The sequence below is a fragment of the Streptomyces sp. cg35 genome (genome assembly GCF_050410835.1).
Lineage (GTDB): Bacteria > Actinomycetota > Actinomycetes > Streptomycetales > Streptomycetaceae > Streptomyces.
In genome coordinates, this window is record NZ_CP191268.1 from 3,119,072 (window position 1) to 3,136,909 (window position 17,838).

15 protein-coding genes and 2 tRNA genes are annotated in these 17,838 nt (G+C 70.4%); 5 read left to right on the top strand and 12 right to left on the bottom strand.

The features are described from left to right. Nucleotides 1-8: 8 nt before the first annotated feature. Entirely contained in the window at nucleotides 9-1,145 is a 1,137-nt protein-coding gene (locus tag ACQUQD_RS14225) for an ABC transporter substrate-binding protein (RefSeq protein ID WP_428952428.1), read from the top strand. A gap of 57 nt (nucleotides 1,146-1,202) precedes the next feature. On the opposite strand, the gene ACQUQD_RS14230 is transcribed toward ACQUQD_RS14225, so the two are convergent. The 4 genes from ACQUQD_RS14230 to ACQUQD_RS14245 form a co-directional block, all read right to left on the bottom strand. Continuing rightward, nucleotides 1,203-1,276 (bottom strand) — tRNA-Met (locus tag ACQUQD_RS14230). A gap of 136 nt (nucleotides 1,277-1,412) precedes the next feature. Further along, nucleotides 1,413-3,221, bottom strand: a complete 1,809-nt coding sequence (locus ACQUQD_RS14235) for a tetratricopeptide repeat protein (RefSeq protein ID WP_428952429.1) — start codon at nucleotides 3,219-3,221, stop codon at nucleotides 1,413-1,415. A 239-nt stretch (nucleotides 3,222-3,460) separates the two neighbouring features. Further along, nucleotides 3,461-3,534 (bottom strand) — tRNA-Met (locus ACQUQD_RS14240). 44 nt (nucleotides 3,535-3,578) lie between these two features. Then, nucleotides 3,579-6,479, bottom strand: a complete 2,901-nt coding sequence (locus tag ACQUQD_RS14245; protein WP_428957557.1) for a UPF0182 family protein — start codon at nucleotides 6,477-6,479, stop codon at nucleotides 3,579-3,581. A gap of 139 nt (nucleotides 6,480-6,618) precedes the next feature. Between ACQUQD_RS14245 and ACQUQD_RS14250 the strand changes: the two genes are divergently transcribed. Beyond that, on the top strand, nucleotides 6,619-7,161 hold the full coding sequence (locus ACQUQD_RS14250; protein ID WP_428952430.1) for a PPA1309 family protein: 543 nt from the start codon (nucleotides 6,619-6,621) through the stop codon (nucleotides 7,159-7,161). Between the two features lie 87 nt (nucleotides 7,162-7,248). Here the strand turns inward: ACQUQD_RS14250 and ACQUQD_RS14255 are convergent, their stop codons facing one another. From ACQUQD_RS14255 to ACQUQD_RS14270, 4 genes are all read right to left on the bottom strand, one after another. After that, nucleotides 7,249-8,337 (bottom strand): YlbL family protein, encoded by a 1,089-nt coding sequence (locus ACQUQD_RS14255; RefSeq protein WP_428952431.1) that lies wholly within the window; start codon nucleotides 8,335-8,337, stop codon nucleotides 7,249-7,251. Nucleotides 8,338-8,432: 95 nt separating this feature from the next. Continuing rightward, entirely contained in the window at nucleotides 8,433-8,597 is a 165-nt protein-coding gene (locus ACQUQD_RS14260; RefSeq protein WP_428952432.1) for a hypothetical protein, read from the bottom strand. Between the two features lie 103 nt (nucleotides 8,598-8,700). Further along, a complete protein-coding gene (locus ACQUQD_RS14265; RefSeq protein WP_428952433.1) occupies nucleotides 8,701-9,165 on the bottom strand; it encodes a molybdenum cofactor biosynthesis protein MoaE in 465 nt (154 codons plus the stop codon). Nucleotides 9,166-9,273: 108 nt separating this feature from the next. Next, nucleotides 9,274-10,386 (bottom strand): SDR family oxidoreductase, encoded by a 1,113-nt coding sequence (locus ACQUQD_RS14270; protein WP_428952434.1) that lies wholly within the window; start codon nucleotides 10,384-10,386, stop codon nucleotides 9,274-9,276. Nucleotides 10,387-10,577: 191 nt separating this feature from the next. On the opposite strand from ACQUQD_RS14270, the gene ACQUQD_RS14275 reads away from it, so the two are divergent. Together ACQUQD_RS14275 and ACQUQD_RS14280 are read left to right on the top strand one after the other, a co-directional pair. Then, on the top strand, nucleotides 10,578-12,035 hold the full coding sequence (locus ACQUQD_RS14275; protein WP_428952435.1) for a zinc-dependent metalloprotease: 1,458 nt from the start codon (nucleotides 10,578-10,580) through the stop codon (nucleotides 12,033-12,035). Then, a complete protein-coding gene (locus ACQUQD_RS14280; protein WP_428952436.1) occupies nucleotides 12,032-12,556 on the top strand; it encodes an NUDIX hydrolase in 525 nt (174 codons plus the stop codon). The genes ACQUQD_RS14275 and ACQUQD_RS14280 overlap by 4 nt, the downstream gene beginning before the upstream one ends. Nucleotides 12,557-12,634: 78 nt before the next feature. Here ACQUQD_RS14280 and ACQUQD_RS14285 read toward each other — a convergent pair whose 3' ends face one another. From ACQUQD_RS14285 to ACQUQD_RS14300, 4 genes are all read right to left on the bottom strand, one after another. Beyond that, complete coding sequence (locus tag ACQUQD_RS14285; protein ID WP_428952437.1) at nucleotides 12,635-13,390, bottom strand: AIM24 family protein; 756 nt, start codon at nucleotides 13,388-13,390, stop codon at nucleotides 12,635-12,637. Nucleotides 13,391-13,407: 17 nt separating this feature from the next. Further along, nucleotides 13,408-14,088, bottom strand: coding sequence for an AIM24 family protein (locus ACQUQD_RS14290; protein ID WP_428952438.1), 681 nt, complete (start codon nucleotides 14,086-14,088; stop codon nucleotides 13,408-13,410). Nucleotides 14,089-14,099: 11 nt separating this feature from the next. Beyond that, nucleotides 14,100-15,743, bottom strand: a complete 1,644-nt coding sequence (locus tag ACQUQD_RS14295) for a TerD family protein (protein WP_428952439.1) — start codon at nucleotides 15,741-15,743, stop codon at nucleotides 14,100-14,102. A gap of 114 nt (nucleotides 15,744-15,857) precedes the next feature. Further along, on the bottom strand, nucleotides 15,858-16,454 hold the full coding sequence (locus tag ACQUQD_RS14300; protein WP_428952440.1) for a M48 metallopeptidase family protein: 597 nt from the start codon (nucleotides 16,452-16,454) through the stop codon (nucleotides 15,858-15,860). 198 nt (nucleotides 16,455-16,652) lie between these two features. Here ACQUQD_RS14300 and ACQUQD_RS14305 point away from each other — a divergent pair, with 198 nt between their 5' ends. Beyond that, complete coding sequence (locus tag ACQUQD_RS14305; protein ID WP_428952441.1) at nucleotides 16,653-17,813, top strand: TOMM precursor leader peptide-binding protein; 1,161 nt, start codon at nucleotides 16,653-16,655, stop codon at nucleotides 17,811-17,813. The last annotated feature ends 25 nt before the right edge of the window (nucleotides 17,814-17,838 follow it).

Genomic DNA, 17,838 nt, shown 5'->3' on the forward strand with positions numbered 1-17,838 from the left:
GAGGCTCCATGCGCACGCGCTCCATCGGTACGTCCCTGCTGCTGACCGGCGCCCTGCTCGCCACCGCGACGGCCTGCGCCACGAACGACGGCCCCTCGGACGCCGCCGCGAAACCCCGCACGATCAAAGCGGTCGACGGCTGCGGCAAGGGAAGCTGGACCGACCCGTCGGACCTCGCCCCGGACCGGAAACCGGCCCGCTGCGCCGAGGGCGCCCCCGCCCCGGTCAAGCTCGCCAGGACCCGCAAGCTGACGATCGCGACGGGCACGCTCGCCGCCGAGTACGTGGCCCCGCTCGAAATGGCCGTCAAGAAGGGCGAGTTCAAGAAAGAGGGCCTCGATGTGACGTTGAAGGTCCTGCCCACACCCGACGCCCTCCCCCTGCTCGCCAAGGGCGACATCGACGCCCAGTGGGCCGCGCCCGAGGCGGCCGTCATGAACGGCATCCTCGGCGGCTTCGACATCAAGTGGGTCGCCGGGAACTTCTCCCCCGACCCGAAGTCCAGAAGCGGCCTGTGGGTACGCCTCAAAGAGGGGCAGACCGCGTCCCGCGTCGACATGGCCGGACGCAAGATGGGCACGATGATCGGCAAGGGTTCCGTCATCTCGTACCCCATGAACACCGCGCTGAAGAAGCACGGCGGCGGCCTCGACAAGATCCAGTTCCAGCAGCTGGGCTCGGCCGACGTGCTGACCGCGCTGCAGAACGGCGGCGTCGACTCGGCCTGGCTGCTCGACCCGGTCTGGCGCAAGGTCGACGGCGACAAGCGCTTCGCGTTCCTCGGCGGCCAGCCGGAGGGCGAACCGCTCGGCGGCCTCCTGTTCGGCCCGAAACTGCTCAAGGAAGACCCGGACGCGGGCGTCGCGTTCCTGCGCGCCTACATACGTACCGTGAACACGTACTTCGCGGGTGACTACAAGAAGGACCCCGCGTTCGTGACCGAGCTGGCCGGCCTGCTGAAGACGGACAAGACGGTCCTCGAGTCGACGCCGTCGCTGCGCATGGACTGGGAGATCCGGTCCGGCACGACGGACCGCCTCCAAGCCGCGTACAAAGCGGCGGGCGTCTCGAAGGGCGATCCGCTGCCGGAGTCGAGGACGGTGGACCGGCGGCTGTACGAGGAGGCGGTGGGCCACACATCGTAGGGAGCCGGAGACACGCCTGAGGCCCGGAACCAATGGTTCCGGGCCTCAGGTCTTCAGTAGCGGGGACAGGATTTGAACCTGCGACCTCTGGGTTATGAGCCCAGCGAGCTACCGAGCTGCTCCACCCCGCGTCGGTGAACACAACCTTACGGGACCGCTCCGACCAGCGCAAATCCGTACCCCGGAGCCGCAGGACCCCAGGTCCCCGGGCCCTGCGCACCCGACGGCTCAGGCCGACGGCCCACGCCGACAGCTCAGGCCGACAGCTCAGGCCGACAGCTCTTGCCGCAGGGCGTCGCGCAGCCGTCCCGCCCGCTCGGCCACCTCGGCCGGTCCGAGCTCGACGGCCCGGGAAGCCCACTTCTGACCGTCGACCAGATCGCCGCGCCGCGCGCACAGCAGGGCGAGTCTGAGCGCGGCCCGACCGTGCCCGGCGTCCGCCGCCCGCGTCCACCACAGGGCCGCCTCCGGCTCGCTCCCCTCGCGGGCCAGCAGCAGCCCGAGGTTGAACGCGCCGTTGCGCGAGCCGGCCTCCGCGGCCTCCCGGTACCAGCGCGCCGCCTCGACGACGTCACCGCGCACGGCGGCGAGCATGCCGACGCGCACCTGCGCGCGCCGGTGCCCGTGCTCGGCGGCCCGCTCGTACCACTCCTCGCACTCGCTCTTCTCCGTGACCGGCTCGCCCAGCTCGTGCCGGACAGCGGGCGGACGGCGCACGTCGAGCAGCGAGGCGAGCCGGTACGCCGCCTCGGGGCTGCCGCCGCCCGCGGCGCAGCGCAGATGCCGCTCGGCGCTCGGCTCATCGCCCTCGCGCAGGCGCGCGATGCCGGCCTGCAGCGCGGCTTCCGTGTGTCCGCCCGCGGCGGCCCGCTCGTACCACTGGAGCGCGGCCGCCTCGTCGTCCCGGCCCGCGTACAGGATGCCGAGGTTGAAGGCGGCGTCGACGCTGCCGGCCTCGGCGGCCTTGGAGAACCAGGGCTCGGCGCCGACCGCGTCACCGTTCTGCAGGAGCAGCACGGCCAGCGCGTTGGCCGCTTCGCGGTGGCCCGCGTAGGCGGCGCGGCGGTACCAGCTCTCGGCCTGCGCGGTGCGCTTCTGCTCGGCGCACAGCAGGCCGAGGTTGTACGCGCCGTTGTTGTCGCCCGCGTCCATGGCGGCGCGGTACCAGCGCTCGGCCGTCTGGGTCTCGCCGCGCCGGGCGTGCAGCGCGCCCAGCGCGTTCGCCGCGTTGCCGTCGCCGTCCTGCGCGGCGCGCAGCCACCACACGGCGGCGCTCTCCTCGTCCCCGGCATCGCGCAGCAGGAACGCGAGGGCGCACGCGGCGCGCGGCTCGCCGTCCTTGGCGGACGTCAGGTACCAGCGCCCGGCCTCCTTCAGCTCGCCGCGCTTCTCCAGGATCGCGCCGAGGTGCAGCGCGCCGCGGCGGTGCCCGCGGGCGGCGGCCTGCCGGTACCACTGCTCGGCCTCTGCTGCGGGCTTCTTGTGCTCGTCGGTGACCAGAACGTCCTCGGGCCCGAGCTGTGCGGCCTGGCGGTCGAGGGCGCGGGCGAGCCGGTACGCGGCCTCGCGGTGCCCGCGCTCGGCGGCGACCCGCATCCAGCGCTCGGCGCCGACGTCGCTGCGGTGCTCCAGGAGGTCGGCCAGGGCGTACGCGCCGAGCGTGTGGCCCTGCTCGGCGGCCTGGCGCAGCCAGTACTCGGCGGCGGGCTCGTCGCCGCGCTCACGGAAGTGACGGCCCAGCGCGTGCGCGGCGGGGGCCGAACCGGCGACGGCGGCGACCCGCCACCATCCGGCGGCCTCGTCCGGGTAGCCGCGCTGGTGGAGCAGGACACCCAGGTTGTTGGCGGCGGCACGGTCACCGGCGCCCGTGGCGGCACGCAGCAGGGGCTCGGCTCCGTCGAGATCACCGCGGCGCAGCAGCATGGCGCCGAGGACGCTCATCGCCTCGACGTCGCCGGCCTCCGCGGCCAGCCGCTGGCGTACTTCTTCAGCCGCCTCGCCGGATTCGTCCCGGCCGGAAGGCTGCACAAACCGCCCTGTCTCCAACAGAGTTGCCTTGTCCCCCATAACGTCCATCGTCGCACCACCCGCAACCCGGGTACACCTGGTATACCGCAGCCATTGAGGTCACTTCAGCGTTTTGTCGACATGCCCACAAGGAGGCAAGTGAAACACAATTTTCCCAACTCCCTCCGGGCGGAGCAGTGTTCGTACGGAGTTGGTACACGCTTCGCACATGCCAGTGGCGCGTGACGGTCGGGGTACTGACGCACCGAAGGCCCGGAAGCTGATGCTTCCGAGCCTTCGATCACTAGTAGCGGGGACAGGATTTGAACCTGCGACCTCTGGGTTATGAGCCCAGCGAGCTACCGAGCTGCTCCACCCCGCGCCGTTGTGTGGAAACCGTACCACGGCGCGGAGTGGGTCACGGAATCAGCCGTCGGCGGCGTTCTTGTCGCCGTTCTTGCTGCTGTCGGTGTTCTGCTTGGCGTCCTTGTCGGCCTCGGTCTGGGCCTCCTCGGCGCGCTGCAGAGCATCCTCGAGCTTGTCCTGGGCCTCGCCGTACGCGGCCCAGTCGTTGTTCTTGAGGGCCTTCTGGCCGTCCTCGAAGGCCTTCTCGGCGTCGGCGAGCGCTTCCTTGACGGTGGAGTTCGCCGGTGGCTTCGTCGTGTCCCCACCGGGCTTCTCCGGCTCCGCCGGCGATGCCCCGTCCACTTCGAAGGCCTGGTTGAGCGCCTCCGACAGGGAGTCCGCGAAGCCCATCCGGTCGCCGTACGAGACCGCGACCTTGCGCATCAGCGGGTACTCGGCGTTGCGCCCCTGGGCGTAGATCGGCTCCACGTACAGGAAGCCCTTGTCGAGGGGCACCGTCAGCAGATTGCCGTACAGGACCGTCGAGTCCGCGCCCTTCATGTCGCGCACCCAGTTCGCCACGGAACCCGAGGAGTTGAGCTTGTTCTGCACCTGCTCAGGCCCGTAGACCTTGTCCTCGGTGACTCTCAGGAGCCTTATGGTCCCGTAGTCCTTACTGGTGGCGTCGGCGTCGACCGCCATGAAGGCTCTCAGGTTGGGCCGGCCGCTCGGGGTGAACGTCGTCGTCAGTGAGAACTGCTGACTGGTCTGACCCGGCATCTTCATGGACAGGTAGTACGGCGGGACCGCGCTGTTGTCCTTCTTGGTCGGGTCGTTGGGGACCTGCCAGGCGTCGGACGCGTTGTAGAACTGGTCCGAGTTCGTGACGTGGTACAGGGTCAGCAGCTCGCGCTGGACCTTGAACATGTCCTGCGGGTAACGCAGGTGCTCCTTCAGCTCGGCCGGGATGGCGCTCTTCGGCTCGACCGTGTCGGGGAACGCCTTCTTCCAGGTCTTGAGGACCGGGTCGTTGTCGTCCCACGTGTAGAGCTTGACCTCGCCCGTGTACGCGTCGACGGTCGCCTTCACCGAGTTGCGGATGTAGTTGACCTGGTTCTGCTGGGCCACCACGGCGCGCTGGTTGTCGCCCTCGTTGAGGGAGTCGGCGGTGGTGTCGCCCAGCGTCGTGCGCGACGCGTACGGGTAGCCGTTCGACGTCGTGTACGCGTCGACGACCCACTTGATCTTGCCGCCGACCACGGTCGGGTAGGCGTCGCCGTCGATGGTCAGCCACGGGGCGACGGCCTCGACGCGCTCCTTCGGCGTGCGGTTGTACAGAATCCTCGAACCGTCGCCGATGGCGCCCGAGTAGAGGATCTGCGGCTCGCTGAAGGCCACCGCGTACGCGGCGCGGTTGATCGGGTTCGAGAGGTTGACGCCGCTGTTGCCCGTGTAGCTCGTGGTCTTCTGCGTGCCGTCGTCCTGCTCGTAGTCCAGCTCCTTCTGCGGCCCGCCGACGATCGAGTACTGCGTCGTCTTCTCGCCGTAGTAGACGCGCTGGTTGTAGTCGCCCAGGTCACCGGTGGTCGGCAGGCCCGACTCGGTGAACTGCGGGGCGCCCTGCGACGTCGAGGTGCCCTTCGCCGTCACGGCGCCGAAGCCGTGCGTGTACACGAAGTGGTCGTTGATCCAGTTGCGCTTGTCCAGCTTGCCGAGGTTCAGCTCGCGCAGGCCGACGACGGTGTCCACGCCGTTGTAGCGGTCCACGTCCAGGGTCGTCGGGAACTGGTAGTACTTCCGCTGCTGCTCGAGCTGCTGGAACGTGGGCGACACGATGTTCGGGTCGTTGAGGCGGTAGCTGGCCGCCGAATCCGAGTCCGTGCGCTGCTTCTTGGTGTCGTCCGAGCTCTTGCCGCTGTAGTCGACCGGGCTCGCCTTGTCGATGCCGTAGGCCTTGCGGGTCGCCTCGATGTTCTTCTCGATGTACGGGGCTTCCTTGGACTGCTCGTTCGGCTGGACCTGGAACTTCTGGACGATGGCCGGGTACAGGCCGCCGATCAGGATCGCCGAGAGCACCATCAGGCCGAAGCCGATGACCGGCAGCTGCCAGGTGCGGCGCCACAGGGTCGCGAAGAACAGGACCGCGCAGATGACGGCGATGCAGAACAGGATCGTCTTCGCCGGCAAATACGCGTTCGCATCGACATACCTGAGGCCGGTCCAGTTGTCCGTCGCCTTGAAGTCGCTCGACTTCACGGCGAGCCCGTACCGGTCGAGCCAGTACGCGACGGCCTTCAGGGCCACGAACACACCCAGCAGGACGGACAGATGCCCCGTGGCGGCCGCGGTGGCACGCGCGCCCGGGCTGGTGACCCGGAGGCCGCCGTACAGGTAGTGCGTCAGCCCGGCGGCGACCAGGCCGATCACGGCGGCCGCGAACCCGAAGCCGAGCAGGAACCGGTACCAGGGCAGATCGAACGCGTAGAAGGACACGTCCATGTGGAACTGCGGGTCCTTCTGGTTGAAGGGCACGCCGTTCACGAACATCAGCCACGTACGCCACTGGCTGGCCGCCGAAGCGCCGGCGATGAGCCCCACCAGGGCGGTGATGCCGAGCAACAGCCACTTCTTGAAGGGCGCGATGCCCATCCGGTAGCGGTCGAGGCTCTGCTGCTCCATCGACATGGCGCTCAGTGGCGGGCGCAGCCGGTGCGCCAGCCAGACGTTCACCCCGACGGCGAGCGCCATGAGCAGACCGAAGACGAAGAAGAGCCCGATCTTCGTCCACAGAGTCGTCGTGAAGACGGACGAGTACTTGACCGACCGGTACCAGAGCCAGTCCGTCCAGAATCCGGCGAACATGACGAAGGCCATGCCGAGCACGGCCAGGACGCCCAGCGTCAGCAGCAGGGTCCTGGCACGCCCGGACGGGCGGCCCACTCTGATCCGCGGCCCCGTCGGGCCTCCGCCGCGGTCCGGCATCTGGAAAGCCAAGGTGCGCACCTCGAAGTTGAGTAATCGATCGGCCGGGCCCCCGAGATCGCGGACCCATCACCTATGCAACTTACTCACGCTTTACTCAGTTCCCGGTTCGGGGGAGGAACGAGGCAGGATTGTGACCATGTCCAACACTCCTATGGCAGCGAGCCCCCTGACCCGGGCCGTACTCGAGATCGACGAGTACGCCTCCGGCCTCGGCTGGGACCAGCCCGCTCGCCTCTTCGCCCTCGTCGACACCGCCGCCCTGCGCGCCCAGGAACCCGCTCTCGCCTCCCAGCTCGGTCTGGAGGGCGAGCAGGAGGTCGCCGGGCTGACCCCGATCGAGCAGGACGAGATTCCCGCCGGCAAGGCGCTGGACGAGTTCCTCGGCACGATCGCCTGGCCCGACGCCGTCGCGGGCTGCGCCCTGACGGTGGAGCGCCTCATGCTTCCGCCGTCCGCCGAGGCGAATGTCCCGGAAGGCCTCAGTGAAAAGAAGCTCGCGAAGTGGGTCGCCGAGCACCCGGACCGCCAGGAGGTCCGGATGACGGTCGCGGTGCTGCGCGACGGCTCCCGCGAGTCGGCGGTGCGGCTGCGCGAGAAGGACTCGCCGACCGAGGTCCTCACGGGCGGGCAGCTCGTCCCCGGTCTCGCGGAGGCGCTGGCGGCCACGTTCGCCGAGTGACGTCCCGCAGCTGCTTTTCCTCACCTACGTAGAGGGGCGCGCCCGGATCACCGGGCGCGCCCCTCTACGTAGAGCCGTGTGCGGGGGTCAGCTCTTTGCCGTGCACTTCGGCAGGTCGGCGGTGTCGCCGCTGCGGATGTCCTTCAGGGCGTCCATCGCGTCGTCGATGGTGTTCACCTTGACGAGCGTGAGGCCGTCCGGGGTGTCCTTGGCCGCGGCGGCGCAGTTGTCCTTCGGCGTCAGGAAGTACCGTGCGCCCTTGTCGTGGGCGCCCACGGTCTTCATCCCGATGCCGCCGATGGGGCCGACCTTGCCGTCGTCGTCGATGGTGCCGGTACCAGCCACGAACTTGCCGCCGGTCAGATCGGTCGGTGTGAGCTTGTCCACGATGCCGAGGGAGAACATCAGGCCGGCGCTGGGACCGCCGACGTCGGCGAGCTTGATGTCGATCTGGAACGGGAAGGTGTGGTCGGTCCCGGCCTGGATGCCGACGATGGCGCGGCCGTCGTCGGCCTTGTCCGTCCTGATCGTGACGTTCTCCGTGCGGGTCGCCTCCTTGCCCTCCTTCTCGGCGGCGGCCGCCTCCTTGACGGGCACGACCGTGAAGGCGACGTTCTCGCCGGGCTTGTGCTTGGTGACGAGCTTCGCGACGTCGTCGGGCTTGGTGATCTTGGTGCCGTCGACGGCCTTGATGACGTCACCGGCGTGCAGCTTGCCCTCGGCGGGGCTGTCCTTGACGACGGTGGAGACGATCACCCAGGACTTCACGGGGATGCCCAGCTCGTTCAGGGCGGCGACCTTGGCGCTCTCCTGGGACTGGCTGAACTCCTCGGCGTTCTCCTGCGAGGACTGCTCCTCGGTCTGCCCGTCCGGGTAGAGCGTGTCGTGCGGCACCACGATGCTGTCGTGGGCGAGCCAGCCGTAGACGGCAGACACCAGGTTCATGTTGTAGTCGGCGCTCGTGACGCGGACCGTCGTCATGTTGAGGTGCCCGGACGTCTCGTACGTCTTGTGTCCGGAGATCTGGATCACGGGCTCGCCGTCGTGGTCCGCGAGCGTGTTCACCGTCGGGCCCGGCGACATCTCCGCGTAGGGGACTTTGATGAGCACCCCCGCGCAGAGCAGCGCGATCAGCATCAGGGTCGAGGCGAGCATCGTCGCGGTGCGGCGTGGCATGGAACGACAGTACGGGACGTGTCTGTCCCTGCACCTGTGGGGCCGGGCCGTCCGGGGTCCGGGGCCGACGCGGTGTCAGGACCCGGACGCTCGCCTCACGTACCGGAGTGCGACTTGTCCATGGCCTCGCGGAAGCGCGCGTAGCCGCTCAGCTCGGTCACGTCACCCGTCTTGTGCCGGTTCCGGCCCGCCCAGGTGCCCCACAACCCGGCACCGACCGCGGCGACAACCGGAATCAGCAGCCACATGAGCGCTGCCATGCCGACCTCCCGACCCCATGAGCGACTGCAACTGACTGATCAGCAGATTAATCATCCGCACTGTCAACGCTCGCCGCAGGGGTGCGGTTACGCAACCGGAACCTCAGCAGGCGCCGACCCACTCCTCGGTGCCGTCGGAGAACTTCTGGTGCTTCCAGATGGGCACTTCGTGCTTCAGATCGTCGATGAGCTTGCGGCACGCCTCGAACGCCTCGCCGCGGTGCGGGCACGACACGGCGACCACGACGGCCAGGTCGCCCACCGTCAGATCGCCGATGCGGTGCACGGCCGCGAGGGCGCGCACGGGGTACTCGGCGACGACCTTCTCCGCGACGCGCCGCATCTCCGCCTCGGCCGTCGGATGGCACGAGTAGCCCAACTGATCCACATCGGCTCCCCCGTCGTGGTTGCGCACGGTCCCCACGAAGAGCGCGGTGCCGCCCGCCGCGTCGTCCCCGACGGCCTGGAAGATCTCGTCGACGGACAGGGGCGTGTCACGGACGGCGAGCAGCTTGATCGGGTCCTGCGCCGCCTGCTCACCGGGGTGGTCGTGCTGGGTGGGTGCCATGGACTCATCGTGCCGTACACCGGCGACAACCGTGAATAGCGTTTTCGACCGGTACGCGCGCGTGGCGTCTTGGAGCCTCCTACAGGTGTGCGTGCGCTCGGGTGCGTCTCAGATGCGCCGTCGGGCCTTGCGCACGCGCCGTACGACGGCTGCCGTACCCAGCAGTGCCACCGTCGCGCCCGCGGCTCCGGCCGCCGTCGCGTCCTTGCGCCCCAGCCGCCGGCCGGCCACGGTGCGCCGCCCCGCGACCTCTTCGAGGAGCTCGGCGAGGACCTCCTCGTTCGTCCACTGGGGGCGCCACCCGGCGTCGTGCAGCCTGCTCCCGCTCACGACCCACGGGTACATCGTGTAGGCCAGGTCTCCGGCCGGAGACGGCGTCAGGCCGATCCGGTGCAGTCGTGCGGCCGCGCCGAGCGCGACGGCGGACGGCAGCTCCATGCGCCGGATCCCGCTGAGCTCCTCGACCTCCTCCTGCTCCAACCACCCGTCGCAGCCGACCGCGAGCTCTCCGTCGACCTTCTCCAGGACCGCGTACTCCAAGGCACTGCACAGATCCTCTACGTGACAGAACTGCCAGGCCGGTCGCGACCCGGCCACCACAAGGAGGCGCGGCGACTCGAAGTAGCGCGTCAGGGCGGTGTCCGTGCCGCCGACGAGCACGGCGGGCCGCACCACGGTGACGTTCAGGCCGGGATGCGCGCGCGGGGCCCGCCGGGCGAGCCGCTCGATCTCCAGGAGGTCGCCGACGCCGGTGGCCTCCGCCGTGGCGCGCAGTTCGGCGTCCTCGGAGAGCGGCAGCTCGTTCTCGGCGAGCGCGCCGTAGACCATCGCCGAGGTGCACAGCACCACACGGTGCACCCCGGCAGCCGCCGCGGCGGTCAGCACGGTCTGGGTGCCCCGTACGTTGTACGCGGTGCGGGCCGCGGCGTCCGACTCCAGGTCGAGGTCGAGCGCCAGATGCACGACGACGTCCGCGCCGCGCAGCTTCTCGGCGATGGCCGGATCCCGTACGTCCAGGATGTGCCACGTCGCGGACGTGCACTCGCCGCGCCGCTCGTCGATGGCGAGCACCTGCTTGATCTCGTCCGACGCGGCGAGCCGCTCGGTGAGCAGGGCGCCGATGCCGGCCGCGGCACCGGTGACCGCGACGACGGGGCCGCGCACGGCCGGACTGGTTGAGGGGTTTCGCGCTGCGCGAACCTGCGGATCTGGGGAACTCACCGGGCGTCTCCAGCGGTTGTCTTCAGTACGTACGTGTATGACGCGTACGTACCAGGAGGCATCCATCCTGCCGCAGGCCATGAGTCGGCGAAGCACCGAGGCCCGATCCCGTATCGGTGTCTACGCTGGGTGTGTAGTCGGGCAGTCGCCGCCGGGAAAGAAACCGGCGGCCTTACCAGCCGAGGAATCCCGTGAGTGACACCCCATTTGGTTTCGGCCTTCCGCCGGAGGAGCCGGAGGACGGCGACGAGGGCAAGAAGAAGGACCAGCAGGGCGGTGGCGGTCAGGGACCGGCCAACCCCTTCGGATTCGGGTTCCCGGGCCTACCGGGCGCCGGCGGCCCGGGCGGCGCGGGCGGGGACAACCCGTTCGCGGCGATGTTCGGCTCGATGGATCCGAACGATCTGGGGGCCGCCTTCCAGCAGCTCGGCCAGATGCTCTCGTACGAGGGCGGCCCGGTGAACTGGGACATGGCCAAGGACATCGCCCGGCAGACCGTCTCCCAGGGCACGCAGGACGGCGTGAAGGACGCGAGCGTCGGCCCGGCCGACCGCACCGCGGTCGAGGAGGCCGTACGCCTGGCCGACCTGTGGCTGGACGACGCGACGTCGCTGCCCTCGGGTGCCGGTTCCGCGGTGGCGTGGAGCCGCGCCGAGTGGGTCGAGGCGACCCTCCCGGTGTGGAAGGAGCTCGTCGACCCGGTGGCCGAGCGGGTCGGCATGGCCATGGGCGATGTGCTCCCGGAGGAGATGCAGGCCATGGCGGGCCCGCTGATCGGCATGATGCGCTCCATGGGCGGCGCCATGTTCGGGCAGCAGATCGGCCAGGCCATCGGCGTCCTCGCGGGCGAGGTCGTCGGCTCCACCGACATCGGCCTGCCGCTGACCCCGGCCGGCAAGGCCGCGCTGCTGCCGCTGAACATCGAGTCGTTCGGCAAGGACCTCGGCATCCCCAAGGAGGAGGTCCGCCTCTACCTGGCGCTGCGCGAAGCCGCCCACCAGCGGCTGTTCTCGCACGTGCCGTGGCTGCGCTCGCACCTGTTCGGGGCGGTGGACGGCTACGCGCGCGGGATCAAGGTCGACACCACGAAGCTGGAGGACGTGGTCGGCCAGTTCGACCCGCAGAACCCGGAGCAGCTCCAGGAGGCGCTGCAGCAGGGCATGTTCCAGCCGGAGGACACCCCCGAGCAGAAGGCCGCTCTGGCCCGTCTGGAGACCGCTCTCGCGCTCGTGGAGGGCTGGGTCGACGCGGTGGTCCACGCGGCCGCGAAGCCGCGTCTGTCCTCCGCCGACGCGCTGCGGGAGACGCTGCGCCGCCGCCGGGCGACCGGTGGTCCGGCGGAGCAGACGTTCGCGACGCTGATCGGCCTCGAGCTGCGCCCGCGCCGCCTGCGCGACGCCTCGCGCCTGTGGGCCTCGCTCACGGACGCGCGCGGTGTGGACGGCCGTGACGGCCTGTGGGCGCACCCGGACATGCTGCCGACGGCGTCCGACCTGGACGACCCGGACGGCTTCGTGCACCGCGAGCAGCTGGACTTCTCGGAGCTGGACAAGATGCTCGGCGAGGCGGCCGGTGGCGCCGGTGAGAAGCCGAACCTCTCCAAGGATTCCCAGGACGACGAGGACGACGAGGACGACACCGACAAGTGAGCCTGTTCGACGATGCGGTCCTCGTGCTCAAGGGCTACGAGGACCAGCCGGACCTGCGCCAGGCCTACCTGGACCACCTCGCCGCCCACGGTGAGGCCGCGATGTGGAAGCCGTGCACCGCGGGTCACCTGACGGCGAGTGCGCTGGTGATCGACCCCGAGCGTGGGCGTGTGCTGCTGACGCTTCACAAGAAGCTGCAGATGTGGCTCCAGATGGGCGGTCACTGCGAGCCGGGCGATTCGACCCTGGCGGCAGCGGCCCTGCGCGAGGCGACCGAGGAGTCCGGCATCACGGGGCTCGCGCTCCTTCCGGGCGGCCCGGTGAGGCTGGACCGGCATCCGATCCCGGGTCCCTGCACGCAGCACCTGGACACGCAGTACGCGGCGCTCGCCCCGGCGGACGCCACGGAGGCGATCAGCGACGAGTCGCTGGACCTGCGCTGGTTCCGGTACGACGAGGTCGCGGGCGTGGCCGACGCGTCGGTCGTGCGCCTGGTGGAGGCGACGCGAGCGCGGCTCTGAACTGATCTCTGTACGTAAGTACGTGTAAGGGGCGGACGCTAGATGCGCCCGCCCCTTACACGTGCCTCTACGTAGGCGTCAGCTCCAGACGTTCCCCTGGTTCTGCCCCCGGGCTCCCTGCTGTCCCATGCCGTACTGGGCCGCGATCCCCTGTCCGGTCATCGTGTTCTGCGGCGGCAGCAGCTCGCTGGGCTGGACGAGCGCGTAGCCCTGTCCCATGAAGCTGAGCTCCCAGCCCTCGCCGGTGTTGCCGCGGCGCCGCCAGACGCCCGAGGAGTGCGTCTGCGCCTGCATCTGCACCCGCAGGCCGGTCGACCACGCGACGATGGCGTCCGCGTCGGCGTTGACGTAGCGGTCGGGCGTGACCTGGAGCATCAGCGGCTGGCCCGACGTCATCAGCGCGACCTTGCCGCGCCCGGTGATGTTGAGCTGGTACTTGCCGGAGCCGGAGATGCCGAACTGGCTGTCCACGGCGATCACTTCGTGGTGCAGCGACGAGTCCATCGCCAGCACGTAGCTGCTGTCGACGGTCAGCCCCTCCTGGTCGACATCCACCACGTGGATGTACTGGGCGAGGTTCGCGAGGTAGACGGTGCCCTGTCCGTGGCAGCGCATCAGGTCGAGGCCCTCGCCGGTGTGCGCGCGGGAACGGCGCTGCCCGTGCGTCTGGATCTCGCCGTCGAACTCCATCAGCCCCTGGTAGGCGACCATCGAGCCCTTACGGGCGAGGATGTCGTCGTGGCCTTCCAGGGCGACCCGCAGCATCTGCGGGTTCTGCACCGTGTAGCGGTCCTGGGTCTGCTGCTCGGTGTACGCGAAAAGTGGACTCTGCATGGTGTGTTCGCTCCCCCTCAGCCCCGGGCTCGGAGGCGGTCGGTGCTGTCTTCACTGGGCTGGACGACGACGATGCCCTCCCCGGAGAAGCCCATCTGGTAGGCCTCGCCGCTGCCGCGCCCGATGAGGGAGCCGGCCTTGAAGCTGCGCTTGCCCTTCACCTTCAGGTTCGGTGACCAGGCGATGAGGGCGTCCGGGTCGACGTACGTCTCGTCCTCGCCGCGGCCGCAGTCGACGACGATGGGGGTGCCGCGCGAGGTCAGGGCGACGTGTCCCTGACCGCTGACCTTGATGTTCCACAGGCCCTGCCCGGCGAACTTGGCGAGGCCCTTCACGCGCTCGACGCCCCACTGCAGGTGCGCGTCGAAGGCGAGCAGGTTGGTGCCGTTGACGGAGATCGATTCGCCACCGAGGTTGATGACGACGACGTCCGCCCCGTAGTCGGCGAGGTAGAGCAGGCCGTCACCGGAGCACTTCATAAGAGGCGCGCCTTCGCCGGTGATCCAGTCACGGGCGATCTGGCGTACGGCGGGCGGGTTGGGCTCGTACTGGACGAAGCCTTCGTAGGCGACCATCGAGCCCACGCGCGCGAAGAGGTCGTTTCCGGTCTGCATGGCGACCTTCAGCATGTTGCTGCCGTGGTTCTCCATGCGGGCGGCTACCGGGGTCGGGGCGAAGCCCGCGAGCGGCTGGTTCATGACGGGCTCCCTCAGACCTCGTACGGCTGGACGACGATGAAGTTGCCGGGTGCGCCCCGGAACTGGAGGTTCACGCTCTCCCCGCTGTGCCCGGGATAGGCGTTGCGGCGCATCCGGACCTGGCTGGAGACGATCGCCTGCGCGGCCGCGGACCAGGCCACGACGGCCTGGCAGTCGGCGAACGTCGTGGGCGTCACCGGCAGCACGACGGGCGTGCCGTGCGTCTTCACGACGACGGTCCCGGTGCCCTGGAACTGCATCACGAAGAGGGCGCCTCCAGGGATGCCGTGTCCCTCGATCCTGCGCACTTCGTACTGAAGGCTCTCGTCGAAGGCCAGGACGTTCTCGGCGGAGACGCAGATCGCGTCGCCCTGGAGCTCGATGGGGTGCAGGTGGCTGGCGTCCTCCGCGAGGAAGACCTGACCGCGGCCCGTGCAGCGCATCAGCTGCATCTCCTGGCCGGTGGCGTTGCCCACGATGCGTCCGGCGAACCCGGCGCCCTTGTAGCTGAACTCGACCTTGCCCTGGTAGAGCACCATGCTGCCCTGCCGGGCGAGCACGGGCTGGTCACCGGCGGCGCCGAGATCGACGCGGATCAGCTTCTTGTTCTGGAGCGTCCAGCGCTGCCCGGTGGGGGCCTCGCGGTACTTCTCCAGCGCGGCGGCCACGCCCGGCGCCGCGGCCTGCTGCGGGACGCCCTGCGGAGCGCCGTACGGAGACGGAGCGGCGGGCGGCTGACCGTAGCCGGGCGGCGCGGACGGGGTCTGGGGCTGCTGGCCGTACCCGGGCGGCAGGGGCGCACTGCCCTGGCCCGGGACCTGCCCGAACTGGGGAGGCTGCGGTGGCTGCTGCCCGTACGGAGCCGGGGCCGGAGGCGGCGGCACCGTGCCCGGCGGGGTGGACAGCGGCGCGACGATGGTCGGCGCGGCGTGCACGGGAGGCGCCGACGGGGTGGAAGCAGGCGGGGGCGTCGGGCTCTGGGGCGGCGCGAAGTGCTGCGGCGCGGGAGCGGGGGCCGGATCGGGGGCGGGCGCCGCCGGGGCCGCGAAGGCGGGCGGCGCGGAGCCCTGTGCGGGCGGCGCGAAACCGGGGGCTCCGGCCGACTGCGGCGGCGCGGCGGGCTCTTCCTCCGCGACCTCTCCGCCGAAGTTCCTCAGCAGCGCGTCCAGGCCGCCGTCGAACCCCTGACCGACGGCCGCGAAGCGCCACACGTCCTTCAGGTAGAAGTCCCCCAGCATCACCGCACGCTCGGTGGAGAACTCGCCGCCGTGGAAGGAGTACCGGGCGACCTCCTCGCCGCCGGCGACGATCCGGATGTACCCGGGCGCCACCTGGGACATCTGGCCCGCGCCGTCGAGTGTCGCGGTGAACGACAGCTTCTGGATCGTCGCGGGAATCTTGTCGAGCGTGACGCGGAAGGACTCGGTGTCGCCGGCCTGCGCGCCGAGCAGCTGGACGGACTCCTCGGGCGTCTTGGGCTGGTTGAAGAAGACGAAGTAACGGTCGTCGGAGAGCCGTTCCTCGGCGTCGAGACCGAAGCAGCTGATGTCGAAGGTCAGCCCGGGACCGGTGATCTGCACGCCGACGTACAGGTCCGTGCCCGCGGTGAGGTCACTGATCTTGGCCTTGTGGCCGCGTTGGAATTCCCTGGCCATGCGTAACGACCGTCCCCCATCCCGATGGTGATTGCGTCGCGTCAGGCTAACTGCAAACGCCAGGGGCGGAAGATGTCGGTACAGCCCTGGTACAGAACCGTCCCGGAACGCCCGTCACTCGCCGCGGGCGGTCGGCAGATGCGGCAGCCGGTCCGCCGCGACCACCCCTTCGAGGTAGCCGCGGGCCCTCTCGGTGCGGGGGTAGGCCTCCAGCAGCCGCCAGAAGCGCGGTCCGTGTCCGGGGACCAGCAAGTGTGCGAGTTCATGGACGAGCACGTAGTCGACGACGTACTCGGGCATGCCCTGCAGGCGGTGCGAGAGGCGGATGCTGCCTTCCGCGGGGGTGCACGAGCCCCAGCGGGTGTTCTGGTTCGTGACCCAGCGCACCGACGCGGGCCGGGCCTTGCCGTCGAGGTACTGCTCCGAGAGCAGCTCGGCGCGTTGGACCAGCTCCGCGTCGCCGAGGACCCGCTTGCTCTCCTGCGCCGCGAGTTTGTCGAGCATGACGGTCACCCAGCGCTGTTCCTCGGCTTCCGACATCCGGGCCGGGATGAGGACCACGGTGCGGTCGCCCTCGCGGTACGCGGAGACCGTGCGGCGGCGCCGGGCACTGCGGCGGACCTCGACCGCGCTCGCCCGCGGACCGCCTGGCGGCGGGCTGGTCGTGCTGCGCTGCGTGTTCGTGGCACGGTGCGGTGGGTCGGCGGGCACGCCCCGACGTTACCCGCTGGACAGGGCGGAAGTCCCGCCTCCGGAACTGTTCGGTGCGGCCCCGCTCTCCCTCGCCGGGTGACCAGTACGACTATCACCCACTGCCTGTGGACAACCTTCGGCACGGCTGTGGCCGGACGGGCATGCTGGCCATCGATCGACGCGAACGGCACGGACGGCACAGCACGGGGGACAGCCATGCATCCGATCCTGAAGCCTGCGCTGCGGCGCGGCTGGCACGACCTGAACACGGTGCAGTTCGGGCTGACACCGGCGCACGCCGTGGTCCTCGGCCCGGTCGACACGGCCACGGGCAGTTTCCTGACCCTGCTCGACGGGACGCGTGGGGTGCCTCGGCTGCGCGACGAGGCCCGGCGGATGGGGCTGCCCGACGGGCATGTGGACGCGCTCCTGGAGCGGTTGACCGGGGCGGGGCTCCTGGACGACGCGACGGGCGGCGGCCCGCCGGTGGAAGCACTGCGCCGGCAGACGCGGGTGATGGACCGGCTCCGTCCCGACCACGCCGCGTTGACGGTGACCACGTCGGACCCGGCCGAGGGGATGCGGAAGCTGGCGGCCCGGCACCGCATGCGGGTCCAGGTGAGAGGGGCCGGGCGGGTGGGCGCGGTCGTGGCCTCGGTCCTGGCCGCGGCGGGCGTGGGCCATGTCGACGTACGGGACGGTGGCTGCGTCGAGCCGTGGGACGTGGCGCCGGGCGGGCAGCCGGTGGATTCGGTGGGCGAGCGCAGGGACGTGTCGGCGCGACAGCTGGTGGGCGCCGTCGCGCCGGCCAGGCCCCCGCGCCCGGACCGGCGCAGGGCCCCGTCCCTGGCGGACGGGGAGCAGGAGGACCCGGCGCTCTCCCTCGTGATCATCGCCCCGCGCGACGGGCTGGCGATCCACTCCCCCGACCCGGCCGCCGTCGAGGATCTGGTCGCGGCGGGCATTCCCCATCTGTACGCGGGCGTGGCCGAGGCCACCGGGATCGTGGGGCCGCTGGTCCTGCCCGGAGGCACCGGTTGCGCGCACTGCCTGCTCCTCGACCGCACGGATCGTGATCCGACGTGGCCACGGCTGCTGGCCCAGTGGCGCTCGGGGCACGCCTCCCGCCAGATCCAGGCCTGCGACCTGGGCCTGGCCACCGCGGTCGCGGGACTCGCGGCGGCCCATGCGCTGGCCTTCCTGGACGGAGAGCTGCCGTCGTCCACGGGAGCCCGCTGGGAGGCGTCCGCACCGGGCCTCGACTGGCATGCCAGACCGGTCTGGCCGCATCCGATGTGCCCGTGCGGTGCGGGTGAGGGAGGTAACGGGCAGGAGACCTCCGTGGAAGAAGGGCCGCACGACACAATGGCGGGGTAAGCAATGGCTGATGGCGTCACGACGC